Below are 26,080 nucleotides of genomic sequence, written 5' to 3' on the forward strand. Positions count from 1 at the left end.
GCCAAATCGGCGGCGTACGCCGCACCCTCGGACGGACGCGTCAGGCGCGTCAGGCGCGTCAGAAGAGCACGCGCGCCAGCGCCGAACGGGCCGCCGTCACCCGCGGGTCGTCCGAGCCGATGACCTCGAAGAGGTCCAGCAGCCGCAGGCGCGCGGTGTCGCGGTCCTCGCCCGCGGTGCGGCGCACCGTCTCGATCAGACGGCCGAACGCGTCCTCCACATGACCGCCGACGAGGTCGAGGTCGGCCGCGGCCATCTGGGCGCGGACGTCCGCCGGGTCGTCCGCGGCGTCCTTGCGGACCTGCTGCGGGTCCATGTCCCGGACCCGGCCGAGCAGTTCCGCCTGGGCGAGGCCCAGCTTGGCCTCGGTGTTGTTCGGGTCGTCCACCAGGACGTTCTTGTACGCCTGGATCGCGCCGGCGAAGTCGTTCGCGTCCAGCGCCTGCGCCGCCGCCTCCAGCAGCGCGTCGTACGGGCCCGCCGGCCGCGCCGGAGCGGCGGCCGGTGCGGCGCCCTCGGCGTCCGCCTCGACCGTGAGCCCGGTGAGGCCGAAGCGCTGCTCGGCGACCTGGACCAGCTGGTCCAGGGTCTGGCGGATCTGGGCCTCCGGGGCGGCGCCCTGGAAGAGCGGCAGCGCCTGGCCGGCGACCACCGCGAAGACGGCCGGGATGCCCTGGATCCCGAACTGCTGCATCAACAGCTGGTTGGCGTCGACGTCGATCTTGGCGAGGAGGAAACGGCCGTTGTACTCGACGGCCAGCCGCTCCAGCAGCGGCCCGAGCTGCTTGCAGGGCTGGCACCACTCGGCCCAGAAGTCGAGGACGACCGGGACCTCGGCGGAGCGCTGGATGACATCGCGCTCGAAACCGGCCTCGTCGACATCGATCACCAGCGCGGACGGGGGTACGGCCCCGGCGCCGCCGTGCCGGGCCGCCTCGGCCCGCGCCTGCTCCGCCTTCGCCTTGGCCTCTCCGGCCGCCTTCACCGCGGCGAGGTCGACGACGCCGCTCATGGACATGTTCCTAGGCTGCATGGGTACATCCTCCCCCCTCCGCGGTCGTAACCGGTAAGCACCGGTGCGTGATGGCGCACTCGGACGCCACCACGGCCGAACCGCGCCGTCCGCAAGCCCCTCCGCCGGTCTATGCGGGCGTACGGACGTACGCGATCCTGAACATGTTTTCGGCGCCGGGTCCCCACCGTGGCGCCGGGGTGTGGTTGTCGCTGGGGCCGCTCAAGCCTTTCGCTACAGGTCGTAGCGTAACTGCCCCGGGCTGGTTCCGCAGGAGTACCCCCCGGTGAACTCGATCACACGCGCGGCACCGGGCGACGGGACCTACTCGCCGGTATGGTCGGGCGTCATGTGCAGCAGCCCCACCAGTCCTCGCAGCCGTACCGGCCGCCCCCGCAGCGCCGAGGCCGACACCGCGATCCTGGAGGCCACCCGGGCCGCGCTGGTCGAGCTGGGCTGGTCCAAGCTGACGATGAGCGACGTCGCCACCCGCGCCAAGGTCGCCAAGACCACCCTCTACCGCCGCTGGGCGAGCAAGAACGAACTCGTCGTCGACGCCGTCGCCGTCCTCTTCGACGAGCTCGAACTCCCCGACCGCGGCAGCCTCATGGCCGACATCGAGGGCGTGGTCCTGCAGTTCGCCGCGCTCCTGGAGCGACCGGAGACCAAGACGGCGCTGATGGCCGTCATCGCCGAATCCACCCGCGACGAGCCGCTGCGCGAGCGCATCCGCACCTCCATCGTCGAGCGCCAGAAGCGGCTCGTCCTGGAGGGCCGCCGCCGCGCGCAGGACCGCGGCGAACTGCCGCAGGCACCCGGGCCCGCCCCCGGCACCGACGACCTGATCTTCGACGTCATCGCCGGCGCGGTGGTCCACCGCGCACTGGTGAGCGCCGAACCCGTCGACGCCGACTGGGTCCAGCGCTTCACCGCGCTCCTGCTCGGAGGGCTCGCGGCGGCCGCCGCCCCCGCCCGGGACTGACGCCGCTCAGGCCGCCCCGCTCAGAGCGGACGGTGCATGACGTGCAGGCCCACGTACCCCTTCTCGGGGTGGTGGAAGGCCTCCGGCACCGTGCCGACGACGCGGAAGCCGAGCCGCTCGTACAGGCGCACCGCGTGGACGTTCGCCTCCACGACGGCGTTGAACTGCATGGCCCGGAAACCGGCCGCCCGCGCCCACTCCAGCGAGTACTCGACGAGCGCCCGCCCCACGCCCCGCCCGCCGTACTCCGAGTCGGTCATGTAGCTGGCACTGGCGATGTGGGCGCCGTTGCCGGCCTGGTTGCGGTTCATTTTCGCCGTGCCGACGACCGCGCCGGTCTCCTCGTCGACGGCGACGACCGTCCGGTTGGGGGCGGCGAGCAGCCACCAGTCGCGGCCCTCCTCCTCCCCCAGGTCGACCGGGTAGGTGAAGGTGTCGCCCGCGGCGACGATGGTGTGGAAGAACGGCCAGATGGCGGGCCAGTCCTCGGCGGTGGCTTCCCTGATCACGATGTGCACGCCGACAGGATGTCCGACGCACCCGCGACCTGCCACACCGTGCAACGGGCCAACGCCCGGCTGGGGCTGTTCCTTCCCTCTCGGACGCCGTGAAGTCCTAAGGTGATCGGGTATGTCGGTCGAGTCTTTCCGGGGGTGGACATGGCGCGCGTCGTCGTGGTGCATGGGGTGGGCAGGGAGCTGGACACCGCCGAGACCCTTCTGGCGTCGCTGGGTCCCGCTCTGACGGGCGGGGTGAACCTCGCCCTGCGACACGACACCGGCTTCGCGGGCCGCGTCACGCCGCTCGTACCGGGGGACATCGCCTGTGCCGCGTACGGGGACCTCTTCCGGCGGCCCGGCGCGCGGGGCGGCATACCGCAGTACGAGGCGGAGGACGTGGCCGACGGCCTGGAGACCGAGCTGCTCATGGCGTGGTGGGCGGAGGCGGCCCGCGTCGATCCCGCGGTGCTGGGCCCGGACGCCGCCGGACGGGGCGTCCTCGCGTACGCCGCGTCGCGCCCCCTGCGGCTCGCGGCCGTACGGCGGGCCCTGGACGCGCTGACGCGCACGCGCTTCTTCGGGGCCGTCTCGGACGCGTTCCTCATCGCCGCGCTCAAGCAGTTCCGCCGGTACTTCGAGGAGCCCCGCGTCCGCGCCGCCGCACGCGCCCGCGTCCTCGAGGGCATCGGGCGGGACACCAGGGTCGTGGTGGCGCACTCGCTCGGATCGGTCGTCGCGTACGAGGCACTGTGCTCGGGGGCGGTCCAGGGACCCCTGACGCTGGTGACGCTCGGCTCTCCGCTCGGCATCCGCAACCTCGCCTTCGACCGGCTGGACCCCGCGCCGGCAGCCGGCGTCGGCGTGTGGCCGAAGCCGGTGGACCGCTGGCACAACGTCTCCGACGCCGGCGACATCGTCGCCCTCGTCCACCGGCTCGCCCCTCGGTTCGGACCCGGGGTAGACGATCACCACGTGCACAACGGCACCACCATGCACGACCTCTCGGCGTACCTGACCGCGGTGGAGACCGGAGCGGCCATCGCGGACGGGCTGGCCGCGCGATGAGCGCACTGCCCGCGGCCCCGGGTGAACCGCCCTTCCGCCGGTACGTACTGGCGGCCGGCACCCGTCACTATCCCGACGACGCGCACCTGACCGAACTCCCCGGCGTGGACGCCGACGTCGAGCGTGTCGCCGCGCTCTTCGAGGGACTCGGGTACACCCGGATCCTCCCCCACCTCGGCAGCTCCCCGCGGTCGCAGGACTTCCTCGGTGATCTGGAGGAATGGCTGGCGCACCCGGACCGCACGGACCGGGACGTGCTCGTCCTGTACTACGCGGGACACGGCATCAAGCACCCGCAGCGGCGCGACCACTACCTCATGTGCGGCGGCAGCAGGATCAGCCGCCCGCAGCGCACCGCCATCAGATCGAGCGACCTCGCCGGGATGGTGACCACGTCGCCCGTCGGCCACGCCCTGCTGATGCTGGACACGTGCTACGCGGGCGCCGGGACCGCCGAAATGGCCTCCGTGGCACTGGATCTGACCGCGCTGCGCGGCAACGACAGCGACGGCTTGTGGCTCCTCGCCGCCGCCCGCGCCAGGGAAGAGGCCGTCGACCAGGCCTTCGTACCCGCGCTCGAGGAAGCACTGCGCCGCAGCCGGGCGGGCATGCGCCAGCCGCATCTCGACGTCCTGGACGTCACCGGACGTATCGACGCCTACCTGCGGGAGCACCACCCCCACCAGAGCGCGCGGTGCAGCGCCACGGAGGTCCGCACGCCTCCGCCGTTCTTCCCCAACCCGGAGTACCGGCCCGGGCTCGCGCCGGCTCTCGTCGACGTGCAGACCGCCCGCGAGTGGGCCGCCCACTTCGACCCACGCAGTCGCGGCGTTGAGTACGCCGGCGAGAAGGGCGACTTCTTCACCGGACGCCTCCAGGCCCTCGCCACGCTCGCCGTCTGGCTCCGGGAACCCCAGCACGACGGCCGCGCCCGGGTGGTGACCGGCGGCCCCGGTGCCGGGAAGTCCGCGGTGCTCGGGCGGCTCCTCGCGCTCGCCGACCCCGACCCCGGGAAACGGCCCGCGGTTCCCGAGTACGCCAGGCCCCCGGCCGGTTCCATCACCACGGCCGTGCACGCCCGCGGCGCGAGCCTCGAATCGCTCACCAGCAGGCTGGCCGCGGCGCTCGGCGTCGACGCGGACTCGCCCCATGAGCTCCTCGCGGAGCTCTCCGACCAGACCACGCCCTCCACGATCCTCATCGACGCCCTGGACGAGGCCGGTACGGGCGTGGAGGGCAGCGAGCCGCGCCGCATCGCCCGCGAACTCCTGCGGCCGCTCACCACCCTCCCCCATGTCCGGCTGATCGTCGGCAGCCGTCGTGAGCCGATCGCCGCGCTCGGCAGCGCGGTCGAGGTCATCGACCTCGACACGGACGCGTACGCACGGCAGGCGGACATCGAGGAGTACGCGCACGCGTGCCTGGCGGCCTCGGCCACGGCACGCGCCCGCTACTCCGCTGACACGCTGCGGACCCTCGCCGGGGCGGTCGGCGAACGCGCCGGTCTGTCATTCCTGGTGGCGAGGATGACCGTCCGGGCCCTCTCCCACGGCGACCTGGTGGTGGATACCTCCGAGCCGGGCTGGCGGAAGAGTCTGCCCACGGAGGCGGGTCAGGCCTTCGACGCCTATCTCGCGCGCTACGGCGACGAGGAGGCGAGGGTGCGCCGCCTCCTCGCCCCGCTCGCGTACGCCGAAGGGGAAGGGCTGCCCTGGGACTCCCTGTGGGCTCCGCTGGCCACCGCACTGTCCGGTGTGCCGTGCTCGGATGACGACGTCGACTGGCTCTTCCGGCACGCCGGCGCGTACGTCGTCGAGGTGCCGGTGGACGACGAACGCTCCGTCTTCCGGCTCTTCCACGAGTCCCTCGCGGAGCACCTGCGCCCGCCTCGCCGCGACGGTGAGAACCAGCGCCGCCTCACCGCCGCGCTGCGCGACACGGTGCCGACGGGCCAGGAAGGCGACCCGGACTGGGCCCGTGCGCACCCCTATGTCCTGGCCCATCTCACGGGCCACGCGGCGGCGGCCGGTGAACTGGGCCAGCTGCTGGAGGACTCCCACTTCCTCGTACACGCGGACCCGGACGCGCTGCTCTCGGCCATGGGCGGCAGCACGATCCCCTCCGTGCTGCGCACCCGCGCGATGTACCGGGCCTCCTCCCACCTGCACCGCGACGGCCCTGCCGAGTCCCGGGCGCAGTTGCTGGCCATCGACGCGACCCGCTTCGGGATGGAGCGGCACCGACGGGCACTGACCCGGCGCGCGGCATGGTCGCCGCGCTGGGCGACCCGATCGCAGACGAGCAGCGCGCTGCGGAGCACCATGGGCAACCACGGCGGCACGTTCTCACCCCTCGACCGCACGACCTTGGACGGTGTGCCGCTCCTGGTGTCTCCCGGTCCGGCCGGGGCCGTGTGGCTGTGGGACCTGGCGTCGGACTCCCTGCACTCCTCCCTCACCGGACACGCGGGCCCGGTCTCCGCCGTCCATTGCACCCGGGTTGACGGCGAAGCGGTCGTCGTGTCGGCGGACGCGGAAGGGGAGGTACGCGTCTGGAACCCGAACGACGGCACCTGTGGGGTGCGGTTCGTCCTCCCCCCACCCCCCGGTGATTCCAGCGGGCGCAGTCGCTCCGATGGCGTGATCAGAACCTCGCGGAGCGCGGATCCACAGGACGAGCCGCGGCAGGACTACGTGGTGTCGCTCGCCACCACCGTGCTGGACGGCGTCCCCGTCCTCGTCGGCTACACCTTCAACGGCGAGGCATGGCTCTGGGACCTGCGCACCGGAGCACCGGTTCGCCATATCGCCATCGAGGCACAGGTGCTCTCCATCGACGCCACCGTCAGCTGCGTGGACTTGGAGGGGGTTCCGCACGCGCTCATCACCAGTGGTGGGCAACCCGCCGTGGCATGGAACCTCTTCGGTCACCGAACGGTCCACCTGCCCCCGCGCGGCTCCACACCTGTGTCCATCGAGGCCCACTGGGCGGGGCGGGTGAACGGACGCGCGGCGGTGCTGCTGGGCGATCGTCAGGAAGGGGTGCTCTGGTGGGACCCGGACTCGGCGACGGAGCTCACCAGACTTCCGGCCCACAGCAGTCACCCGACCGCCGTCACCGTCGTGCCCCTGGAGAGCGGGGACCTCATCGTCGTCGGCCACGCCGACGGAGTGATCCACATCTGGGGCGCCCGGAACGAGACGCTCGTGGAACGGCTCAACGGGCATGACGAATGGGTGCACGCCCTGTTGTCCACGGTCGTCGACGGAGCGCCCGTAGTGGTGTCGTCGAGCTCCGACCAGACGACCCGGGTGTGGGATCTCCCCGACGCGGACGGACCCGCATCCTCGCCCGGCCACACCAGTCAGGTGCGGGCCGTGACCTGCCTCGTCGCCGACGGCTCGCCGATCGCCGTCACCGGCAGCGCGGACTCGACGGTCCGGGCCTGGGACCTCGGGTCCGGCGCCGAGCTCGGCGTCGGCCGGGGACATGCCGAGGACGTGCTCTCCGTCGCTCACACGTTCCTCGACGGGGTGCCCGTCGCCATCAGCAGCGGCTACGACCGGGCGCTGTGCTCCTGGTCCCTCCCGGACTGCGCGCCCCTCGCGGGGATCGAGGACCCGCTCAGGTCGTGGACGGTCGTCTCCACCACGACGCGCGAGGGGGTGCCCGTCGTGGTGGCCGGCTCCCAGTTCCCGCGATGGCGCGCGCAGGCCAATGCCCTGACGGTGCGGGACGCCACCTCGTTGCGGGAACTCACGGCCACCGCTCCCTCCCCGCAGGATCTCTTCTCCGCCGTCGCGGGCGTGGCCTGTACGACGATCGGCGTCCGGCCGGTCGCGGTCGTCGCCGACGGCGGCGGCATTGCCGAGGACGAGCCGTCCACACCGCGCGTACAGCTCTGGGCCCTGGACACCATGACGCTCCTGGGCACCCTCGAAGGGTGCACCACTCAGGTCAACGCCATCGCGTGCACGACCGTGGGCAGGACTCCCGTCGCGGTGCTCGGCACCACTGACGGCGTCCAGGTGTGGGACCTGTCCACCCTCACCCTGCGGCACGCTCTCGGCAGAAGGACCGGCTGGGTGTCGAGCGTCGCCTGCGCGGTCATGGACGGCCTGCCGACCGCCGTCACGGTCGGCGACACCCTTCACCTGTGGGATCTGGCGAATGCCCGGCTCCTCCACCAGCACGCCCTGCCTCATCGAAGCAGTGCCGTGGCCGTGGGCCCCGGGGGCGAGCTGGTGGTGGGAACCGGCTTCGAGGTCCTCGTCCTGGAACGAGCCCTCCGGACCGTGCCCGGCTCCTAGAAGCCCGGGGGCTCGGTGTACGTGCCCCACTCGTCGCGCAGGGCGTCGCAGATCTCGCCGAGCGTGGCCTCGGCCCGTACGGCTTCCAGCATGGGCTCGATCATGTTGGCGCCGCCCCGCGCGGCGTCCAGCATGGCGTCCAGCGACGCCCGGACGCGCGCGTCGTCGCGGCGGGCCTTGCGGTCGGCGAGGACCCGGACCTGCTCGCGCTCCACCTCGTGGCTGACCCGCAGGATCTCCAGGTCGCCGGTGACGGAGCCGGTGTGGACGTTGACGCCCACGACCCTCTTGTCGCCCTTCTCCAGTGCCTGCTGGTAGCGGAAGGCGGACTCGGCGATCTCGCCGGTGAACCAGCCGTCCTCGATGCCGCGCAGGATGCCGGAGGTGATGGGGCCGATGGGGTGCTGCCCGTCGGGGTGGGCGCGCAGGCCGCGCTCCTTGATCCGGTCGAAGATCTTCTCGGCGTCGGCCTCGATGCGGTCGGTGAGCTGCTCGACGTACCAGGAACCGCCCAGCGGGTCGGCGACGTTGGCGACGCCGGTCTCCTCCATCAGCACCTGCTGGGTGCGCAGGGCGATCTCGGCGGCCTGCTCGGAGGGGAGGGCGAGGGTCTCGTCGAGGGCGTTGGTGTGCAGCGAGTTGGTCCCGCCGAGCACCGCCGCGAGGGCCTCGACAGCCGTGCGCACGACGTTGTTGTAGGGCTGCTGCGCGGTGAGCGAGACACCGGCGGTCTGGGTGTGGAACCGCAGCCACTGCGCCTTGTCGGTCTTGGCTCCGTAGACCTCCTTCATCCAGCGGGCCCAGATGCGGCGGGCGGCGCGGAACTTGGCGATCTCCTCGAAGAAGTCGACGTGCGCGTCGAAGAAGAAGGACAGGCCCGGCGCGAAGACGTCGACGTCCAGGCCCCGGGACAGCCCCAGCTCGACGTAGCCGAAGCCGTCGGCGAGCGTGTACGCCAGCTCCTGCGCGGCCGTCGCACCGGCCTCGCGGATGTGGTAGCCGGAGACGGAGAGCGGCTTGTACGCGGGGATGCGGGCGGCGCAGTGCTCCATCAGGTCGCCGATGAGGCGCAGGTGGGGCTCGGGCTGGAAGAGCCACTCCTTCTGCGCGATGTACTCCTTGAAGATGTCCGTCTGGAGGGTGCCGTTGAGGACGGACGGGTCGACGCCCTGCCGCTCGGCGGCGACCAGGTACATGCAGAAGACGGGCACGGCCGGACCGGAGATGGTCATGGACGTGGTGACGTCGCCGAGGGGGATGTCCTTGAAGAGGACCTCCATGTCGGCGGCGGAGTCGATGGCGACGCCGCAGTGGCCGACCTCGCCGAGCGAGCGGGGGTCGTCGGAGTCGCGGCCCATGAGGGTCGGCATGTCGAAGGCGACGGACAGGCCACCGCCGCCGTTGCCGAGGATCATCTTGTAGCGCTCGTTCGTCTGCTCGGCGTTGCCGAATCCGGCGAACTGGCGGATGGTCCAGGTACGGCCCCGGTAGCCCGTCGGGTACAGGCCGCGGGTGAAGGGGTACTCGCCCGGCCATCCGATCCGCTCGAAGCCCTCATAGGTGTCTCCGGGCCGGGGCCCGTAGACCGGCTCGACCGGGTCACCGGAGAGCGTGGTGAAGTCGGCGTCGCGCTTGTGCGCGGCGTCGTAGCGGGCCTGCCAGCGTCGGCGGCCTTCCTCGATGGCGTCAGCGTCCATACCTTCGAATTTACTAGGACGTCCTAGTAAATGTCGATGGCCGACCGCCGCGGGCGTGGCCCACGGCGGTGGGGATCAGACCTTGGCGGCCGCCGGAGCGGCGTCGGCGAGCAGCGGCTCGACGTCGCGGACGACCGTGCGCTCGACGAAGAAGGCGGCGAAGGGGATGGTGCCGGAGAGCAGGATCCACAGGAGCTTGCCGAACGGCCACTTCGCCTTGGAGCCGAGGTCGAAGGCGAAGATCAGGTAGATGATGTAGAGGACGCCGTGGGCCTGGGAGACCATGAAGGTCACGTCCTCGCCCGTGTCGAACCCGTACTTGAAAATCATGCACGTGCAGAGCACGAGCAGCATGACGGCGGTCACATAGGCCATGACCCGGTAGCGGGTCAGCACGCTCCTCTTCATGGCGTCGAGCGTAACGTGACGTTCCGGGCGATCTTCGCGCGGGGCGGGCCCCCGGGAGCGGGGGCCTACTTCTCCTCGAAGTCGTGCGCCGCGATCCGCAGCGGCCGCAGCATCGCGAAGATCTCCGCGCACTCCTCGGCGTCGTACGCGCTCAGCCCGAAGTCCATCGCCATCAGGTCGCGCGTGGCCGCCTCCACCACCTCGCGGCCCTTGTCGGTGATGGAGGCGAGGGTGCCGCGGCCGTCGTTGGGGTTGGGGCGCTTGGCCACCAGGCCGGAGCGGACCAGGCGGTCCACGGTGTTGGTCACGGAGGTCGGGTGGACCATCAGCCGCTCGCCGATCTTGGACATCGGCAGCTCGCCGGCCTTGGAGAAGGTGAGCAGCACCAGCGCCTCGTACCGCGCGAAGGTCAGCCCGTACGGCTTGACGACCGCGTCCACCTCGGCGAGCAGGATCTGATGGGCGCGCATGATCGAGGTGATCGCGGCCATCGAGGGGACGGGGCCCCAGCGCTGCTGCCAGAGTTCGTCGGCGCGGGCGATGGGATCGAACGGGAGACTGAGCGGCTTGGGCACGTCACCGACCTTACCGAGTGGTCACATGCTGGTCAGCCCCGTCTCGCTTTTCGGTCGATCTCGCTCCGGCCCGCGGTCACCGGGCGGTACGGCGCAGCCGGTGCCGCACCGCGCGCTGGGCGAGCGGGCCGAGCTCCTCCAGGGCGGCGGCCAGCGCGGCGAGCTGCTCCAGCGCGCCGAGGGCGCGTGCGGCGCCGTCCGCGTCGACGCCCTCGTACAGCTCGAGGCCGATGAAGGAGGCGGCGACGGCGCGGGCGAGCCCCGCCGAGTCGGTGAACTCGGCGATCGGCGTCCCCGCCAGCACGCGGACGAGGACCTGCTCGATCTCGTCGATCCAGAGGTCCAGCCCGGCGGCGGTGGCCGGCGCCAGGCGCTGCTGTGCCTGGGCGCCGGCGAGCAGCTGACCCAGGAAGGCGACGTTGCCGGCGGCCCGTTCCTCGGCGTGCATCTCGCGCCCGAAGTCGAGGAGCTCCGCGAGCGTGGAGACGCCGCGGAGGCGGTCGCGGTGGCGGGCGACGCGCTGCTCGGCGCCGTGGCGGCAGGCGGCGGCGAGCAGTTCGTCGACGGAGCCGAAGTGGTAGAAGACGAGGGCCTGGTTGACGCCGGCGGCCGCGGCGATGGAGCGGGCGGAGGTCTTGGCGATGCCCTGCTCGGCGAGCGTGCGCAGCGCGCCTTCCAGCAGCTTGACCTTGGTGTCCTGGCTCACGCCCGTATCTCCTCCCGCACCGGGCGCAGCCCGGCCCGCACCCCGTGTGAGCGTACGTCGGTGTACGCGGCCGTGAAGGAGCCCTCGTAGCCGAAGAGCGGCCCGAAGCGGCGGTTGGCGACCCGGACCCGGATGCGGAAGCGGCCCGTCGCCTCGTCGTACGACTCGCGCACCTCGGCGTCACCGCCGATCAGCTCCGGTACGCGGACGTCCACGGGCCCCTCGCGGAAGCGGTGCTCGCCCGAGCGGATGAGCAGGGAGCCGTCGGGCTCGGCGGTGAAGCGCAGGTCGCTGGCGAGGTGCTGGTGGGTGCCGAGGTAGTCGAGGACGCAGTCGCGCTCGCCGCTGTACACCATCGTGGCGTCGAAGCGCCGGGGCCCGCCGGGCAGCGCGAAGGTCCGTACGAAGGTGACCGTCTCGCGGCCGTGGGAGTCGGTGTAGGGGACGTTCTCGATGGTGAAGGGGATGTCGCGGCCGGTGCGCGGGATCAGGATGTTGCGCGTCCCGCCGAGCGCGAGGAACGGCTTGACGAAGGCGCGGCCGTGCCAGATCCGGTCCATCACGCCGTGGCCGGTGCAGGCTTCGCCGCTGTCGAGGCCGACCGAGAAGCGACGCCGCAGCTGCGGGTGGAGGCGGTCGAAGTCGGCGCCCATGGCGCGGGCGAAGATCGAGGTCACGAGGGGTGCTCCAGCGTGGCGAGGAGGCGGGGCGCCGCGCTCCGTGGGGGTGGGGTGCGCAGACAGCGGCGGGCGGCCGGGGTGCGGGGCGACGGCGGCACGAGCAGGGCGACGGCGGTGAGCGCGAGGGCGCAGAGGGCGACCACCGGGCCGCCGCCCCCGGCCACCAGGCCACCGCCCCCGGCAACCAGACCACCGCCCCCGGCCACCAGGCCATCACCCCCGGCACCCGGGAGGAGGCCCGCCGACACCCCCGCGGCGCCCGCGAGGACGGCCGCGGTCCGGACCGCCACCTCGGCGAGCGCGTACGCGAGGGAGCGGGCCGGGCTGATGCCGCGCTCGCACCACAGGCGGAGCCGGTCGAAGGACCAGGCGGTGGCCCAGCCCATCAGGGGCCGGAACACCAGCCGGTCGGCGAGTACGCCGAAGCGGCCCCAGCGTGGCCGGTAGTCGTAGCCGGTGAGGAAGCGGATGCCGTCGGGGGTCGGTACGTACCGCCAGTAGCCGCTGCCTTCGGCGAGCAGGGAGAGCGGGTGCGCGGAGGAGAACCGCAGCGCGGAGACCCGCTCGCCGCCGGCCCGGTGGCGCTCCCCCGCGGAGACACCGGTGCCGGCGACGGTCAGGAAGGGCAGCACCCGGGTGGCGTACCGGAACCGCTGCGGCGCGCCGGGCGCGGAAGGCAGCGGGGCGATCTCCGTGAAACGGAGGTCCCACCGCTGGTGCCGGGCCGGGTCCTGGGTGCGTTCCCAGAGCTCGTCCAGGTCCGCGCGGATGCGCGCTTCCACGTACAGCACGGCGTTCTCCCCCCGGAGCCGGAGCCACCCCTTTGAGCGACCGCTCAAAAGGAACCTAACAGCATTTGAGCAGTCGCTCAACAGGGGGTGTGAAAAAACCCCGGTCCACGTGGACCGGGGTTCACACCGAGACGCTCAGGCGGACAGGTGCCGCTCCACCGTCTCGACCTTCGAGGTCAGGCCGTCCGTCACGCCGGGGCGGACGTCGGCCTTGAGGACGAGCGAGACGCGCGGCGCGCGCGCCTCGACGGCGGCGACGGCGCGCTTGACGACGTCCATGACCTCGTCCCACTCGCCCTCGATGGAGGTGAACATCGCGTCGGTACGGTTCGGCAGGCCGGATTCACGGACGACGCGGACGGCGTCGGCGACGTACTCGCCGACCTCCTCCCCGACGCCGAGCGGGGTGACGGAGAAGGCGACGATCATGCGGACTCCACCACACCCTTGCGGCGGGCGCGGGAGGCGATGACCGCGTCGTCCGCGGCGCGCTTGAGCTTGCGGTCGGCGAAGAAGCCGCCGAAGGGCAGCACCGACAGGACGAAGTAGAGGGCGGCGGTCTTCAGCTCCCACTTGGTGCGGTTCCAGGCGTCGAGCCAGAAGAGCACGTACAGGATGAAGAGCACGCCGTGGATCGCGCCCATCACCGGGACCGCGTTGAACTCCGTCGTGCGCTTCAGCACCGAGCACACGAGCAGCAGGAGGAACGAGACGGCCTCCGGACCGGAGACCAGTCGGAGGCGGTGGAGGGAGGAGGCGGTCTTGATGTCCACGGGCAGCACCTTCGTCGTCATCGATCTTGTGAATCGACTCACAAGCGGGTTCGCCCCATTGTGCCAGGCGACTTTGCCTGCGCTTTATCAGGGTCGGGATCCTCCCCAGGGCCCTGTCCGCGCCTTGGACCACCGGTTACCGTCGTGGCGTGGCAACGTTCCGACTCCAAGGCAGCAAGGTGCTCGCCGTCGACCTGACCGGTGACGCCGTCAAAGCGAAGAACGGCTCGATGGTCGCGTACGACGGCCAGATGGCCTTCAAGAAGATGTCCGGCGGCGGTGAGGGCCTGCGCGGCATGGTCACCCGCCGGCTCACCGGCGAACAGATGGAGATGATGGAGGTGAAGGGGCAGGGCACCTGCTTCTTCGCCGACCGCGCCTCCGAGATCAACCTCGTGCGGCTCCAGGGCGACAAGCTCTACGTCGAGTCCAGCAACCTGCTGTGCGCGGACGCCGGGCTGCGCACCGGGACCAGCTTCACCGGGCTGCGGGGCGGGGCCACCGGCACCGGGCTGTTCACGACGACCGTCGAGGGCACGGGCCAGGCGGCGATCATGTCGGACGGCCCGGCGGTCGTGCTCCGCGTGACGCCGCAGTACCCGCTGTCCGTGGACCCCGGCGCGTACATCGCGCACCAGGGCAACGTGCAGCAGAGCTTCCAGTCCGGTGTGACGTTCCGCACGTTCCTGGGCGAGGGCGGCGGCGAGGCGTTCCAGATCCGCTTCGAGGGCGACGGGCTGGTCTACGTGCAGCCGAGCGAGCGCAACACCGTGGGGGGCGAGATCTGATGCCGTTCCGCGAGATCAACGCGAAGATGGTCGAGGCGACGATCGCGCCCGGCCAGAAGATGTTCAGCCAGCGCGGCGCGATGCTCGCCTACCGCGGCGACGTCACTTTCACGCCGAACACGGCCGGCGGCCAGGGCGGCCTGATGTCGATGATCGGCCGCCGCGTGGCCGGTGAGGCCACCCCGCTCATGACGGTGGAAGGCAGCGGCACGGTGATGTTCGGGCACGGCGGCCACCACATCCAGGTGGTCCGGCTGTCCGGCGAGACGCTGTACGTGGAGGCCGACCGGCTCCTCGCCTTCGACGGGACCCTGGAGCAGGGCACGATGTTCATGGGCGCACAGGGCGGCGTCATGGGCATGGTGCGCGGCCAGGTCACCGGGCAGGGCCTGTTCACCACGACCCTCAAGGGCCACGGCGCGGTCGCCGTGATGGCCCACGGCGGGGTCATCGAACTGCCGATCGCCCCGTCCCGCCCGGTGCACGTCGACCCGCAGGCGTACGTGGCCCACCGCGGCGACGTGCGCAACAAGCTCTCCACCGCGCTGGGCTGGCGCGACATGGTGGGGCGCGGCTCGGGTGAGGCGTTCCAGCTGGAGCTGAGCGGCAACGGAGTGGTGTACGTCCAGGCGTCGGAGGAGAAGCTGTGAGCAGCGCACTTGTCATGCACGACCCCTCGACTCTGCCGAGCGACGACAACGTCAATCCGTACACCTTCTGTGTGGAGCTGAAGGGCTCCCAGTGGTTCCTGCAGAAGGGCAAGATGATCGCCTACTACGGGCGCATCGACTTCAACGGCATCGGTCACGGCCGTCTCGACCGGCTCGTGCGCACCTCCTTCCACTCGCCGCTCCACGCGAGCGACTGGGTGGTGGCGGAGGGCAGCGGCAAGATGCTGCTGGCGGACCGGGCCTTCGACGTGAACTCGTACGACCTGGACGAGGGCAACCTCACCATCCGGGCCGGCAACCTCCTGGCCTTCCAGCCGAGCCTCGCCCTGAAGCAGTCGATCGTGCCGGGGTTCCTCACCCTGATCGGTACGGGGAAGTTCGTGGCGGCGTCGAACGGGCCGGTGGTCTTCATGGAGCCGCCGCTGCGCGTGGACCCGCAGGCGCTGGTCGGCTGGGCGGACTGCCCCTCGCCCTGCCACCACTACGACCACGGCTACATGAGCGGGGTCATGGGCGGGCTGCGGCAGCTGACGGGGATCGGCGGGGCGTCGGGCGAGGAGCACCAGTTCGAGTTCGTGGGGGCCGGCACGGTGCTGCTGCAGTCCTCGGAAGCGCTGATGGCGGAGCAGGCGACCGGGGTGGTGCCCCATGAGCCGGGGGTTCCGGGCGGCGGCGGAACGCATGGATCCGGCCACGGTCAGCACGGGTCCGTACCGCGCCTTCCCGGTCAGCTGGGGGACCTCCAGCGTCGCTTCGGGCTGTGAGCGGTAGTCTGCGGAGTGTGACGCCCTCGAACGTCTGCACCCTTGGCACCCCCTGTCACGGGGCCGCCGCCCAGTCGTCGAGGACGGGGGGCCGGAGAAGCCCGGCGTCACTGACCCTCATTTCGTCCAGCATTCAACTTCTTAGGTAGAATCCATACATGGAGACCGAGACGGCCATCCCCTGGCTGACCGATGCCGAGCAGCAGGCCTGGCGTACGTATCTGGACGTCAACAGGCTGCTGACGTACCAGTTGGAGAAGGACCTCCAGCCGTTCGGCCTGACCATCAACGACTACGAGATCCTGGTGAACCTCTCGGAGTCCCTCGAACGGCGCATGCGGATGAGTGACCTGGCGGCGGCGACGCTCCAGTCCAAGAGCCGCCTCTCCCACCAGATCACCCGCATGGAGAACGCGGGCCTGGTCCGCCGGGAGAACTGCGAGTCGGACCGGCGCGGGCTGTACGCGGTCCTCACCGACCAGGGCATGGAGACCATGCGGAAGGTCGCGCCGCACCACGTCGAGTCGGTGCGCAAGCACTTCATCGACCTGCTCAACCCGGACGCGCTGGAGCAGCTCCACGCCTCCCTGCACCCCATCGCGGAACAGCTGCGCGGTCTGCGCGGCAAGCCCTAACGGGCACCGGGCAACCGCAGTTCGAACAGCGCTCCGCCGGAGGGGGACCGGCGGACCGCGAGGGTGCCGCCGTGCCCGGCGGCGACGTCCCGGGCGATGGCGAGGCCGAGCCCCGCGCCGCCCTCGTCGCGGCTGCGTGCGTCGTCCAGCCGGACGAACCGCTCGAAGATCCGCTCCCGCTCGTCCTCCGGCACACCCGCCCCGTCGTCCTCGACGGCCAGGACGACCTCGCGCCCCTCGGACCGTACGGTCACGGCCACCCGCGTGGCCGCGTGCCGCTGCGCGTTGTCCAGCAGGTTGCCCAGCACGCGCGCCAGCTGCCCGCGCGACCCGCTGACCACCGCGCCCTCCGGCGCCGCCGCCACCCGCACCGGTACCCGGTCGCCGCCGCGCCGCGCGACCTCCTCCCGTACGAGCTCGGCCAGGTCGAGGCGCGTCCGCCCCGGCCGCTCCCCCGCGTCCAGGCGCGCCAGCAGCAGCAGGTCCGCCGCCAGTTGCTGGAGCCGTACGGTGTCGGCGACGGCGCCCGGCACGTCCAGCAGCCCCGGGTGGGCCGCGCCCACCTCCAGCTGGGTGCGCAGGCTGGCGATGGGACTGCGCAGCTCGTGCGAGGCGTCCGCGACGAACCGCCGCTGCCGCTCCACGCTCGCCTCCAGGGCGGCCAGCGTCTCGTTGGTCGTCCGGGCCAGCCGGGCGACCTCGTCGTGCGTGGACGGCTCGGGCACCCGGCGCGACAGGTCCTCGGAGGCCGTGATCGCCGCCATCTCCCGGCGGATGCCCTCCACGGGCTTCAGCGCCCGCCGGGTGACCAGCCACGTCACCCCTGCGACGACGAGCAGCAGGCCCGGGAGGGCGGCGAGCATCGCGCCGCGTACGCCCGCGACCGTCGCCGACGTGGTCGCCAGCGGGGCGCCCGCGTACACGGTGGCCTCGCCCTGCGGGCCGGACGCCCGCACGGCGGCGAAGCGGTAGGTGGCCCTCTCGCCGTCCACGGTGACGTCGCCGGTCGAGTACGTGGCCTCGTCGGAGACCTCGCCGGCCTCCGTCTCGCCCTCGCCGTCCGCCGGGGGGACGGCCCGGGTCGCCGTGCTCGCCGTCCCGCCGATGGCCTGGATGTCCTCGCCGATGGCGACCACGCGGCCGTCCTCGTCGACGACCTGGACCGGGTGCTCCTCGGTGTCGTCGGGCAGGTCCAGCCGGCCGAGGGGCGTGCCCCCGGCGATCTGGGCGGCGACGGACCGCGCGGAGACCTCCGCCTGGAGCCCGGCCTGGTCGACGAGGTGGGACCGGAGGACGGCCAGCAGCGTCACCCCGGCGACGACGAGCGCGACCGCGACGACGAGCGTGGCACCCAGGGCCGTACGGGCGCGCACGGAGCGCAGGAGGTTCACCGCTCCTCCAGCCGGTAGCCGGCGCCGCGCACCGTCGTGATGAGCTCCGGGCCCAGCTTGCGGCGCAGGGCGCTGACGTACACCTCGACGATGTTCGGATCGCCCTCGTACGCGAAGTCCCAGACGTGCTCCAGGATCTCCGCCTTCGACACCACCTCGCCCGGCCGGGTCGCGAGCTGCTCCAGCACGGCGAACTCCTTCGCCGTGAGGCCCACCTCCGTCCCGTCCAGGCGTACGCGGTGGCTCGCGGTGTCCACGGTGAGCGGCCCGGCCCGCAGCACGGGCGACGCGGTGCGGCCGCGCCGCCGGAGCAGGGCCTTCACCCGGGCCACGAGCACGACGTACGAGAACGGCTTGGTCAGGTAGTCGTCGGCGCCGGTGTCCAGCCCCTCGGCCTCGTCGTACTCGCCGTCCTTGGCGGTCAGCATCAGGATCGGCACGTCGTGCCCGGCGGCGCGCAGGGCGGCGCAGACGCGGTAGCCGTTCATGCCCGGGAGCATGATGTCGAGGACGACGAGGTCGTACGAACCGGTGCCGGCGCGGTGCAGCCCTTCGAGCCCGTCGTGCACGACGTCGACGGCGAACCCTTCGGCGCGCAGTCCGGCGGCGAGGGACAGGGCGAGCCGCTTCTCGTCCTCCACGATCAACAGGCGCATGGGTTCAGGGTCGCAAACGGAAGCTGAAGAACGCTTCAGGCGGCTTCAGGCCGCGTTCAGCCGCCGGGGCGCAGGGTGGTTGCCGTACCGCAGGAATCACCGACCCACCCACGGGAGGCCACTCCATGAAGCGCAACCTGATCATCGCGACCGTCACCGCGGCGGCCCTGCTGACGGGCGGCACGGCGGCGGCGTTCGCCGCGTCGACGGACGAGGACGCCCCGAAGGGCAAGCAGACCGCGACGCAGGTGGTCACGGACGGCCACGACGCCGAGGGAACCCCGAAGGCGCCGAAGGTCACCGCCGAGCAGGCGCTGAAGTCGGTCGCGGGCCACGGGACCGTGGTCTCGCTGGACCTGGACGACGATGACGACACGGGCCACCGGAACTGGGACGTCGAGCTGCTGACGAAGGACGGCAAGGTCCAGGAGTGGACGGTCGACGCGACGACCGCGAAGGCCACCCAGGACAAGGACCAGGACAACGACCAGAACGACGACCAGGACCAGGACGACAAGGGCCAGGACCAGGGCCAGGACGACTGACGCGTCCCGCGCCCGGCGCACGGCGAGGCCCCGCGACGGGGCCTCGCCGCGTCGGCGGTCAGTTGCCCGTCAGGCCCGCCACCAGTTCGTCGGCGGCCGCGTACGGGTCGAGGCCGCCCGTCACGATGCGTTCGGCGAGGGCGTCCAGGCGGCGGTCGCCGTGGAGGTCCCCGATGCGTTCGCGCAGGGCCGTGACGGCGATGGTCTCGACCTCGTGCGCCGCCCGTGCCCGGCGGCGCTCCGCGAGGACGCCCCGCTCCTCCATCCAGGCGCGGTGCTTCTCCAGCGCCTCCACGACCTCGTCGACGCCCTCGCCCCGCGCCGCCACCGTCTTGACGATGGGCGGGCGCCAGTCACCCGGCCCGCGGGACTCGCCGAGCCCGAGCATGTGGTTCAGCTCACGCGCCGTGGCGTCGGCGCCGTCGCGGTCGGCCTTGTTGACGACGTACACGTCGCCGATCTCCAGGATGCCCGCCTTCGCCGCCTGGATCCCGTCGCCCATCCCAGGGGCGAGGAGCACGACCGAGGTGTCGGCCTGGGAGGCGATCTCCACCTCCGACTGGCCCACGCCCACGGTCTCCACCAGCACCACGTCGCACCCGGCCGCGTCCAGGACGCGGATGGCCTGCGGCGCGGCCCACGCGAGGCCGCCGAGGTGCCCGCGCGTCGCCATGGAGCGGATGTAGACGCCCGGGTCCGACGCGTGCTCGGACATCCGCACCCGGTCGCCGAGGAGCGCGCCGCCGCTGAAGGGCGACGAAGGGTCGACGGCGAGGACGCCGACCCGCTTCCCGGCCCGCCGGTACGCGGAGACCAGCGCCGACGTCGAGGTCGACTTGCCGACACCGGGCGAGCCGGTCAGGCCGACGACGTACGCCCTGCCCGTCAGCGGGGCCAGCGCCGCCATCACCTCACGGAGCTGCGGGGACGCCCCCTCCACGAGCGAGATCAGCCGGGCCACGGCGCGCGGCCGGCCCTCCCGTGCCTGGGCCACCAGTGCGGGGACGTCCACCATCACTTACACAACTCCCTTACTTGCCGTTGCCGGGAACGCGGAGGATCAGGGCGTCGCCCTGGCCGCCGCCACCGCACAGCGCCGCGGCGCCGATCCCGCCGCCGCGCCGCTTGAGCTCCAGCGCCAGGTGGAGGGCGAGACGGGCACCGGACATGCCGATGGGGTGCCCGAGGGCGATCGCGCCGCCATTGACGTTCACCTTTTCGGGCGTAACCCCGAGGTCCTTCATTGACTGGACGGCGACCGCCGCGAACGCCTCGTTGATCTCGATCAGGTCCAGGTCCGACACCTCCAGCCCCTCCTTCTTCAGGGCGTGGGCGATGGCGTTGGACGGCTGGGACTGGAGCGAGTTGTCCGGCCCGGCCACGTTGCCGTGGGCGCCGATCTCGGCGATCCACTCCAGGCCGAGCTCCTCGGCCTTGGCCTTGCTCATCACGACGACGGCGGCGGCGCCGTCGGAGATCTGCGAGGAGGAGCCGGCCGTGATCGTGCCGTCCTTGGCGAAGGCGGGGCGCAGCTTGCCGAGCGACTCGGCCGTGGTCTCGGGGCGGATGCCCTCGTCCTTGGAGAAGATCACCGGGTCGCCCTTGCGCTGCGGGATCTCGACGGGCGTGATCTCGGCCTCGAAGACGCCGTTCTTCTGCGCGGCGGCGGCGCGCTGGTGGGAGAGGGCGGCGATCTCGTCCTGCGCCTCGCGGGGGATGCCGAGCCGCGTGTTGTGCTTCTCGGTGGACTCGCCCATGGCGATGCCCTCGAAGGAGTCGGTGAGGCCGTCGTACGCCATGGCGTCGAGCATCTCGATCGCGCCGTACTTGTAGCCCTCGCGGGACTTGGGCAGCAGGTGCGGCGCGTTGGTCATGGACTCCTGGCCGCCGGCGACGATCACGTCGAACTCGCCGGCGCGGATCAGCTGGTCGGCCAGCGCGATGGCGTCGAGCCCGGAGAGGCACACCTTGTTGATGGTGAGCGCCGGGACGTTCATCGGGATGCCGGCCTTGACGGCGGCCTGCCGGGCGGGGATCTGGCCGGCGCCGGCCTGGAGCACCTGCCCCATGATCACGTACTGCACCTGGTCGCCGCCGATGCCGGCACGGTCCAGCGCGGCCTTGATGGCGAAGCCGCCGAGGTCCGCGCCCGAGAAGGACTTCAGGGAGCCGAGCAGGCGGCCCATGGGCGTGCGTGCGCCCGCGACGATGACTGAGGTGGTACCGGTCGTTCCAGACATGAGGCACGATCCCCTTCCAGCACGGGGGCTGAGGAGTGAACGAGGGTTTACTGCCAATGTACTGAGCGGTACGGGCCCGGTCACCGGGCAGTCGGTGTGATCGCGCGCACGTTGCGTAACCACCTCCTTCGGCGCTGCACTGGTCCCATGCTGACGCGAATCGACCACATCGGGATCGCCTGTTTCGACCTCGACAAGACCGTCGAGTTCTACCGTGCCACGTACGGTTTCGAGGTCTTCCACACCGAGGTCAACGAAGAGCAGGGCGTGCGCGAGGCCATGCTCAAGATCAACGAGACGTCCGACGGCGGCGCCTCCTACCTGCAGCTGCTGGAGCCGACCCGCGAGGACTCGGCCGTCGGGAAGTGGCTGGCCAAGAACGGGGAGGGCGTCCACCACATCGCCTTCGGCACGGCGGACGTGGACGGCGACGCCGCGGCGATCCGGGAGAAGGGCGTGCGGGTGCTGTACGACGAGCCCCGCATCGGCTCCATGGGGTCGCGGATCACGTTCCTGCACCCCAAGGACTGCCACGGGGTCCTGACCGAACTCGTCACATCGGCGAAGCCGTCCTCTGACCAGTCCTCAACGGAGCACTGACCTCCGGATTCCCGGCCCGGTAGAGTGGGCGGCTCCGGGCCGGGGACGGACCGGGGCCGCGCCGCGTCCCCGACAGTGGTCTGACACCATTCCCCGGGGGGCCGTTCGCCGGCGAACGGTGCTCGTACAAGAGAGTTGCGACCAGGGGACGGATGGGACCGCGCAGTGCGGGGCTACGAACGCCAGGAGAGCCACCGGGCTGACGACCACCTTTCGCGGTTCGAAGCCGAGATGGACCGGCTGAAGACCGAGCGGGAGAAGGCCGTCCAGCACGCCGAGGACCTCGGTTACCAGGTCGAGGTCTTGCGCGCCAAGCTCCACGAGGCGCGCCGCACCATCGCCACCCGGCCCGCCTACGACAGCGCGGACGTCGGCTACCAGGCCGAGCAGCTGCTGCGCAACGCGCAGATCCAGGCCGAGCAGTTGCGTTCGGACGCCGAGCGCGAGCTGCGCGAGGCGCGCGCCCAGACGCAGCGGATCCTCCAGGAGCACGCCGAGCACCAGGCCCGGCTCCAGGCGGAGTTGCACGCGGAGGCGGTACAGCGGCGCCAGCAGCTGGACCAGGAGCTCGCGGAGCGCCGGCAGACCGTCGAGGCGCACGTCAACGAGAACGTGGCGTGGGCCGAGCAGCTGCGCGCCCGCACCGAGGCGCAGGCCCGCCGCCTGCTGGAGGAGTCCCGCGCGGAGGCCGAGCAGTCCCTGGCGGCGGCCCGCGCCGAGGCCACCCGCCTCGCGGAGGAGGCCCGCCAGCGGCTCAGCTCCCAGACGGAGACCGCCCGCGCCGAGGCCGAGGCGATCCTGCTGCGCGCCCGCAAGGACGCCGAGCGGCTGCTGAACGCCGCCTCCACCCAGGCCGCGGAGGCCACCAGCCACGCCGAGCAGCTGCGCAGCGCGACGACCGCCGAGTCGGAGCAGGCCCGCCAGCAGGCGACCGAGCTCAGCCGGGCGGCCGAGCAGCGGCTCCAGGAGGCCGACGAGCGGCTGCGCGAGGCGCGCGCCGAGGCGGACAAGGTCGTCACGGAGGCCCGGGAGGCGGCGGCCAAGCGGCTGTCGACCGCCGAGTCGGAGACCGAGCAGCGTACGCGTACGGCCAAGGCGGAGATCGCCCGGCTGGTCGCGGAGGCGACGAAGGAGTCCGAGGCGCTCAAGGCGGAGGCCGAGCAGGCGCTCGCCGACGCGCGCGCGGCGGCCGAGAAGCTCGTCGCGGAGGCCGCCGAGAAGGCGCGTACGAAGGCGGCGGAGGACTCGGCGGCGCAGCTGGCCAAGGCGGCGCGGACCGCCGAGGAGGTCCTGTCCAAGGCGTCCGAGGACGCGAGCGAGACCACCCGCAAGGCGGCCGAGGAGGCGGAGCGGATCCGCCGCGAGGCCGAGGCCGAGGCGGACCGGCTGCGCGCGGAGGCGCACGACACCGCCGAGGAGCTCAAGGGCGCGGCGAAGGACGACACCGCGGAGTACCGCGCCAAGACGGTCGAGCTCCAGGAGGAGGCGCGCCGGCTGCGCGGCGAGGCCGAGCAGCTGCGGGCCGACGCCATCGCCGAGGGCGAGCGGATCCGGGGCGAGGCGCGGCGCGAGGCCGTCCAGCAGATCGAGGAGGCGGCGAAGACCGCCGAGGAGCTGCTGACCAAGGCGAAGGCGGACGCGGACGAGCTGCGCACGGCGGCCGCCGCCGAGACCGAGCGGCTGCGTACCGAGGCGGTCGAGCGGGCGACGGCCCTGCGCAGGCAGGCCGAGGAGGCGCTGGAGCGCACCCGCGAGGAGGCCGACCAGCTGCGCGGCGAGGCCGAGGAGCAGGCCGAGTCGGTGCGGGCCGCGGCCGAGGAGGCCGCCGCCGCGCTGCGCGAGGAGACCGAGCGGGGCATCGCGGCCCGGCAGGCGGAGGCCGCCGAGGAGCTGGCCCGGCTGCACTCGGAGGCGGAGGCCCGCCTCACGGCCGCCGAGCAGGCGCTGACCGACGCCCGGGCGGACGCCGAGCGGCTGCGCCGGGAGGCCGCCGAGGAGGCCGAGCGGCAGCGCGCCGAGGCCGCCGAGCGGATCCGTACGCTCCAGGCGCAGGCCGAGCAGGAGGCCGAGCGGCTGCGCACGGAGGCGGCGGCGGACGCGTCCGCCGCCCGCGCGGAGGCGGAGAACGCCGCGGTCCTGCTGCGTTCGGAGGCCGCCGCGGAGGCCGAGCGACTCAAGAGCGAGGCGCAGGAGTCGGCGGACCGGGTGCGGGCCGAGGCGCAGGCCGCGGCCGAGCGGGTCACGGCGGAGGCCGCCGAGGAGCTGGCCGCCGCGCAGGAGGAGGCGAACCGGCGCCGCCGCGAGGCGGAGGAGACGCTCGGTTCGGCGCGCGCGGAGGCCGACCAGGAGCGGCAGCGGGCCCGCGAGCAGAGCGAGGAGCTGCTGGCGTCGGCGCGCAAGCGCGTCGAGGAGGCGCAGACCGAGGCGCAGCGGCTGGTGGAGGAGGCGGACCGGCGGGCCACCGAGATGGTCGCCGCCGCCGAGCAGACCGCGCAGCAGGTGCGGGACTCGGTCGCCGGGCTCCAGGAGCAGGCCGAGGAGGAGATCGCCGGGCTGCGGTCGGCCGCCGAGCACGCGGCGGAGCGCACCCGCACCGAGGCGCAGGAGGAAGCCGACCGGGTCCGCGCCGACGCGTACGCGGAGCGGGAGCGGGCCGCCGAGGACGCGGCCCAGCTGCGCGCCCGTACGCAGGAGGAGACGGACGCCGCCAAGGCGCTGGCCGAGCGGACGATGGCGGACGCCATCACCGAGTCCGAGCGGCTGAAGAAGGACACCGCGGAGTACGCCCAGCGGGTGCGGACCGAGGCGTCCGACTCGCTCGCGTCGGCGGAGCAGGACGCGGCCCGGACGCGCGCGGACGCCCGCGAGGACGCCAACCGCATCCGGTCGGAGGCCGCTACGCAGGCCGACCGGCTGGTGGGCGAGGCGACGAGCGAGGCCGAGCGGATGACGGCGGAGGCGGCCGAGCTGCTGTCGACCGCCGAGCAGGACGCGGCGCGGCTGCGTACCGAGGCCGAGCAGGTCAAGGCGGAGGGCGAGGCGCAGGCCGAGGCGCTGCGCGCCGCCGCCCGCGCGGACGGCGAGCAGGTCCTCGACGAGGCCCGCAAGGCCGCCGACAAGCGGCGCGCCGACGCGGCCGCGCAGGCGGACCAGCTCATCGGCGAGGCCACCGCTGAGGCGGAGCGTGTCGGTGCCGAGACGGCCGAGCGTGCCGAGCGGCTGGTCGCGGAGGCGACGGCGGAGGCGGAGCGGCTGGTCGCCGAGGCGACGGGCGAGTCGGAGCGGCTGCGCGCCGACGCGGAGCGCGAGGCCGAGCGCGTACGGAACGAGGCGACCGACGAGGCCGAGCGGCTGCGGGCGGAGGCGGCCGAGACGGTCGGTTCGGCGCAGCAGGCGGCCGAGCGCATGCGGGCGGAGGCCGAGCGGCACCGCGCGGAGTCGGAGGCGGCCGCCGAGCGGATGCGCGCCGAGGCGCGGGCCGAGGCCGACCGGGTGGTCGACGAGGCGCGCGAGGCGGCGGCGAAGCGCCGCGCGGACGCGGCCGAACAGGCGGACCAGCTCATCGCGAAGGCCCAGGAGGAGGCGCTGCGCGCCACCGCCGAGGCGGAGGCGCAGGCCGACACGATGGTGGGCGTGGCCCGCAAGGAGGCCGAGCGGATCGTCTCCGAGGCGACCATCGAGGGCAACACTCTCGTGGAGAAGGCCCGGACGGACGCGGACGAGCTGCTGCGCGAGGCGCGCGGTGACGCCACGGCCATAAGGGAGCGCACGGAGGAGCTGCGCTCGCGGACCGAGTCGGAGATCGAGGAGCTGCACGAACGGGCCCGTCGGGAGGCCGCCGAACAGATGAAGTCGGCGGGCGAACGGGTGGACAAGCTGGTCAAGGCTGCCACCGAGCAGCGCGCCGAGGCGGAGGAGAAGGCGAAGCAGCTGCTGTCGGACGCCAATTCGGAGGCGGCGAAGGTCCGTATCTCGGCGGTGAAGAAGGCCGAAGGGCTGCTCAAGGAGGCCGAGCAGAAGAAGGCCGAGCTCACCCGTCAGGCCGAAAAGATCAAGGCGGACGCGGAGCGCGAAGCCGAGAAGATGATCTCGGAAGGGAAGCGGGAACTGGAGGTTCTGGTGCGCAGGCGCGAGGACATTCAGGCGGAGATTTCGCGCGTTCAGGACGTATTGGAGGCATTGGAGTCGTTCGAAGCGCCGTCAGGGGGTACCAAGGACAGCGGAGTCAAGGCGGGCGCGACGGCCGGGGTTACCCGTTCGAGTAGCAAGTCATCCGACGGTTAAGCCACTC

The 26,080-nt window shown here is 72.6% G+C and carries 24 protein-coding genes; 10 read left to right on the top strand and 14 right to left on the bottom strand.

Annotated elements, in window-relative coordinates; translation table 11 throughout:
- Positions 1 to 58: 58 nt before the first annotated feature.
- Positions 59 to 1,033, bottom strand: coding sequence for a tetratricopeptide repeat protein (locus AC07FJ_RS10630; protein WP_361418889.1), 975 nt, complete (start codon positions 1,031 to 1,033; stop codon positions 59 to 61).
- A gap of 328 nt (positions 1,034 to 1,361) precedes the next feature.
- Between AC07FJ_RS10630 and AC07FJ_RS10635 the strand changes: the two genes are divergently transcribed.
- The gene (locus tag AC07FJ_RS10635; RefSeq protein ID WP_479048304.1) at positions 1,362 to 1,994 is read left to right on the top strand and encodes a TetR/AcrR family transcriptional regulator; all 633 of its coding nucleotides are present in this window, start codon (positions 1,362 to 1,364) and stop codon (positions 1,992 to 1,994) included.
- A gap of 20 nt (positions 1,995 to 2,014) precedes the next feature.
- On the opposite strand, the gene AC07FJ_RS10640 is transcribed toward AC07FJ_RS10635, so the two are convergent.
- The gene (locus tag AC07FJ_RS10640) at positions 2,015 to 2,506 is read right to left on the bottom strand and encodes an N-acetyltransferase family protein (protein ID WP_479048307.1); all 492 of its coding nucleotides are present in this window, start codon (positions 2,504 to 2,506) and stop codon (positions 2,015 to 2,017) included.
- A gap of 147 nt (positions 2,507 to 2,653) precedes the next feature.
- Between AC07FJ_RS10640 and AC07FJ_RS10645 the strand changes: the two genes are divergently transcribed.
- Both AC07FJ_RS10645 and AC07FJ_RS10650 read left to right on the top strand, forming a co-directional pair.
- Positions 2,654 to 3,559, top strand: coding sequence for an alpha/beta hydrolase family protein (locus AC07FJ_RS10645; RefSeq protein WP_479047514.1), 906 nt, complete (start codon positions 2,654 to 2,656; stop codon positions 3,557 to 3,559).
- Positions 3,556 to 7,869: a caspase family protein gene (locus AC07FJ_RS10650; RefSeq protein WP_479047517.1), complete on the top strand. Its 4,314-nt coding sequence runs from the start codon at positions 3,556 to 3,558 to the stop codon at positions 7,867 to 7,869. The genes AC07FJ_RS10645 and AC07FJ_RS10650 overlap by 4 nt, the downstream gene beginning before the upstream one ends.
- Here the strand turns inward: AC07FJ_RS10650 and AC07FJ_RS10655 are convergent.
- The 8 genes from AC07FJ_RS10655 to AC07FJ_RS10690 form a co-directional block, all read right to left on the bottom strand.
- A complete protein-coding gene (locus tag AC07FJ_RS10655) occupies positions 7,866 to 9,566 on the bottom strand; it encodes a coenzyme B12-dependent isobutyryl-CoA mutase large subunit (protein ID WP_403547265.1) in 1,701 nt (566 codons plus the stop codon). The two genes, AC07FJ_RS10650 and AC07FJ_RS10655, sit on opposite strands and share 4 nt — an antisense overlap.
- A 75-nt stretch (positions 9,567 to 9,641) precedes the next feature.
- Positions 9,642 to 9,974 (bottom strand): DUF3817 domain-containing protein, encoded by a 333-nt coding sequence (locus AC07FJ_RS10660; protein WP_479047520.1) that lies wholly within the window; start codon positions 9,972 to 9,974, stop codon positions 9,642 to 9,644.
- Positions 9,975 to 10,039: 65 nt separating this feature from the next.
- A complete protein-coding gene (locus AC07FJ_RS10665) occupies positions 10,040 to 10,549 on the bottom strand; it encodes a MarR family winged helix-turn-helix transcriptional regulator (protein ID WP_479047523.1) in 510 nt (169 codons plus the stop codon).
- A gap of 76 nt (positions 10,550 to 10,625) precedes the next feature.
- Complete coding sequence (locus AC07FJ_RS10670) at positions 10,626 to 11,255, bottom strand: TetR/AcrR family transcriptional regulator (protein ID WP_479047525.1); 630 nt, start codon at positions 11,253 to 11,255, stop codon at positions 10,626 to 10,628.
- Positions 11,252 to 11,932 (bottom strand): DUF4166 domain-containing protein, encoded by a 681-nt coding sequence (locus tag AC07FJ_RS10675; RefSeq protein ID WP_479047527.1) that lies wholly within the window; start codon positions 11,930 to 11,932, stop codon positions 11,252 to 11,254. Before AC07FJ_RS10675 ends, AC07FJ_RS10670 begins: the two co-directional genes overlap by 4 nt.
- The gene (locus AC07FJ_RS10680) at positions 11,929 to 12,726 is read right to left on the bottom strand and encodes a hypothetical protein (protein ID WP_479047529.1); all 798 of its coding nucleotides are present in this window, start codon (positions 12,724 to 12,726) and stop codon (positions 11,929 to 11,931) included. Before AC07FJ_RS10680 ends, AC07FJ_RS10675 begins: the two co-directional genes overlap by 4 nt.
- A 135-nt stretch (positions 12,727 to 12,861) precedes the next feature.
- The gene (locus AC07FJ_RS10685) at positions 12,862 to 13,155 is read right to left on the bottom strand and encodes an MTH1187 family thiamine-binding protein (RefSeq protein WP_215073818.1); all 294 of its coding nucleotides are present in this window, start codon (positions 13,153 to 13,155) and stop codon (positions 12,862 to 12,864) included.
- Entirely contained in the window at positions 13,152 to 13,499 is a 348-nt protein-coding gene (locus AC07FJ_RS10690; RefSeq protein WP_361419778.1) for a DUF3817 domain-containing protein, read from the bottom strand. The genes AC07FJ_RS10685 and AC07FJ_RS10690 overlap by 4 nt, the downstream gene beginning before the upstream one ends.
- A 149-nt stretch (positions 13,500 to 13,648) precedes the next feature.
- On the opposite strand from AC07FJ_RS10690, the gene AC07FJ_RS10695 reads away from it, so the two are divergent.
- From AC07FJ_RS10695 to AC07FJ_RS10710, 4 genes are all read left to right on the top strand, one after another.
- Positions 13,649 to 14,287, top strand: coding sequence for an AIM24 family protein (locus AC07FJ_RS10695; RefSeq protein ID WP_479047532.1), 639 nt, complete (start codon positions 13,649 to 13,651; stop codon positions 14,285 to 14,287).
- Positions 14,287 to 14,937 carry an AIM24 family protein gene (locus AC07FJ_RS10700; protein ID WP_479047534.1) on the top strand — a complete coding sequence of 217 codons (651 nt, stop codon included), beginning with the start codon at positions 14,287 to 14,289 and terminating at the stop codon, positions 14,935 to 14,937. Before AC07FJ_RS10695 ends, AC07FJ_RS10700 begins: the two co-directional genes overlap by 1 nt.
- Positions 14,938 to 14,951: 14 nt before the next feature.
- The gene (locus AC07FJ_RS10705) at positions 14,952 to 15,722 is read left to right on the top strand and encodes an AIM24 family protein (RefSeq protein WP_479048310.1); all 771 of its coding nucleotides are present in this window, start codon (positions 14,952 to 14,954) and stop codon (positions 15,720 to 15,722) included.
- A 158-nt stretch (positions 15,723 to 15,880) separates the two neighbouring features.
- Positions 15,881 to 16,357 carry a MarR family winged helix-turn-helix transcriptional regulator gene (locus AC07FJ_RS10710; protein WP_361418922.1) on the top strand — a complete coding sequence of 159 codons (477 nt, stop codon included), beginning with the start codon at positions 15,881 to 15,883 and terminating at the stop codon, positions 16,355 to 16,357.
- Here the strand turns inward: AC07FJ_RS10710 and AC07FJ_RS10715 are convergent.
- A complete protein-coding gene (locus AC07FJ_RS10715) occupies positions 16,354 to 17,739 on the bottom strand; it encodes a sensor histidine kinase (RefSeq protein WP_479048312.1) in 1,386 nt (461 codons plus the stop codon). The two genes, AC07FJ_RS10710 and AC07FJ_RS10715, sit on opposite strands and share 4 nt — an antisense overlap.
- Positions 17,740 to 17,744: 5 nt before the next feature.
- Entirely contained in the window at positions 17,745 to 18,404 is a 660-nt protein-coding gene (locus AC07FJ_RS10720) for a response regulator transcription factor (protein WP_468284852.1), read from the bottom strand.
- Positions 18,405 to 18,529: 125 nt separating this feature from the next.
- On the opposite strand from AC07FJ_RS10720, the gene AC07FJ_RS10725 reads away from it, so the two are divergent.
- The gene (locus tag AC07FJ_RS10725; RefSeq protein ID WP_479047537.1) at positions 18,530 to 18,949 is read left to right on the top strand and encodes a PepSY domain-containing protein; all 420 of its coding nucleotides are present in this window, start codon (positions 18,530 to 18,532) and stop codon (positions 18,947 to 18,949) included.
- A gap of 58 nt (positions 18,950 to 19,007) precedes the next feature.
- Here AC07FJ_RS10725 and meaB read toward each other — a convergent pair whose 3' ends face one another.
- Together meaB and AC07FJ_RS10735 are read right to left on the bottom strand one after the other, a co-directional pair.
- Positions 19,008 to 19,964 (bottom strand): methylmalonyl Co-A mutase-associated GTPase MeaB, encoded by a 957-nt coding sequence (meaB, locus tag AC07FJ_RS10730; protein ID WP_468284848.1) that lies wholly within the window; start codon positions 19,962 to 19,964, stop codon positions 19,008 to 19,010.
- A gap of 16 nt (positions 19,965 to 19,980) precedes the next feature.
- A complete protein-coding gene (locus AC07FJ_RS10735) occupies positions 19,981 to 21,189 on the bottom strand; it encodes an acetyl-CoA C-acetyltransferase (protein WP_361418934.1) in 1,209 nt (402 codons plus the stop codon).
- Positions 21,190 to 21,336: 147 nt separating this feature from the next.
- Between AC07FJ_RS10735 and mce the strand changes: the two genes are divergently transcribed.
- Positions 21,337 to 21,789, top strand: a complete 453-nt coding sequence (gene mce, locus AC07FJ_RS10740; protein ID WP_361418937.1) for a methylmalonyl-CoA epimerase — start codon at positions 21,337 to 21,339, stop codon at positions 21,787 to 21,789.
- A 165-nt stretch (positions 21,790 to 21,954) separates the two neighbouring features.
- Positions 21,955 to 26,073, top strand: coding sequence for a polarized growth protein Scy (gene scy / locus AC07FJ_RS10745; RefSeq protein WP_479047540.1), 4,119 nt, complete (start codon positions 21,955 to 21,957; stop codon positions 26,071 to 26,073).
- Positions 26,074 to 26,080: the final 7 nt, after the last annotated feature.

Source organism: Streptomyces sp. NPDC045998 (genome assembly GCF_056430285.1).

Bases quoted from the DNA above. Each gene is read 5' to 3' on its own strand.
- AC07FJ_RS10630 (WP_361418889.1), bottom strand. From the start codon at position 1,033: ATGCAGCCTAGGAACATGTCCATGAGCGGCGTCGTCGACCTCGCCGCG.
- AC07FJ_RS10635 (WP_479048304.1), top strand. From the start codon at position 1,362: ATGTGCAGCAGCCCCACCAGTCCTCGCAGCCGTACCGGCCGCCCCCGC.
- AC07FJ_RS10645 (WP_479047514.1), top strand. From the start codon at position 2,654: ATGGCGCGCGTCGTCGTGGTGCATGGGGTGGGCAGGGAGCTGGACACC.
- AC07FJ_RS10650 (WP_479047517.1), top strand. From the start codon at position 3,556: ATGAGCGCACTGCCCGCGGCCCCGGGTGAACCGCCCTTCCGCCGGTAC.
- AC07FJ_RS10655 (WP_403547265.1), bottom strand. From the start codon at position 9,566: ATGGACGCTGACGCCATCGAGGAAGGCCGCCGACGCTGGCAGGCCCGC.
- AC07FJ_RS10660 (WP_479047520.1), bottom strand. From the start codon at position 9,974: ATGAAGAGGAGCGTGCTGACCCGCTACCGGGTCATGGCCTATGTGACC.
- AC07FJ_RS10685 (WP_215073818.1), bottom strand. From the start codon at position 13,155: ATGATCGTCGCCTTCTCCGTCACCCCGCTCGGCGTCGGGGAGGAGGTC.
- AC07FJ_RS10700 (WP_479047534.1), top strand. From the start codon at position 14,287: ATGCCGTTCCGCGAGATCAACGCGAAGATGGTCGAGGCGACGATCGCG.
- AC07FJ_RS10705 (WP_479048310.1), top strand. From the start codon at position 14,952: ATGCACGACCCCTCGACTCTGCCGAGCGACGACAACGTCAATCCGTAC.
- AC07FJ_RS10710 (WP_361418922.1), top strand. From the start codon at position 15,881: ATGGAGACCGAGACGGCCATCCCCTGGCTGACCGATGCCGAGCAGCAG.
- AC07FJ_RS10720 (WP_468284852.1), bottom strand. From the start codon at position 18,404: ATGCGCCTGTTGATCGTGGAGGACGAGAAGCGGCTCGCCCTGTCCCTC.
- AC07FJ_RS10725 (WP_479047537.1), top strand. From the start codon at position 18,530: ATGAAGCGCAACCTGATCATCGCGACCGTCACCGCGGCGGCCCTGCTG.
- meaB (WP_468284848.1), bottom strand. From the start codon at position 19,964: ATGGTGGACGTCCCCGCACTGGTGGCCCAGGCACGGGAGGGCCGGCCG.
- AC07FJ_RS10735 (WP_361418934.1), bottom strand. From the start codon at position 21,189: ATGTCTGGAACGACCGGTACCACCTCAGTCATCGTCGCGGGCGCACGC.
- mce (WP_361418937.1), top strand. From the start codon at position 21,337: ATGCTGACGCGAATCGACCACATCGGGATCGCCTGTTTCGACCTCGAC.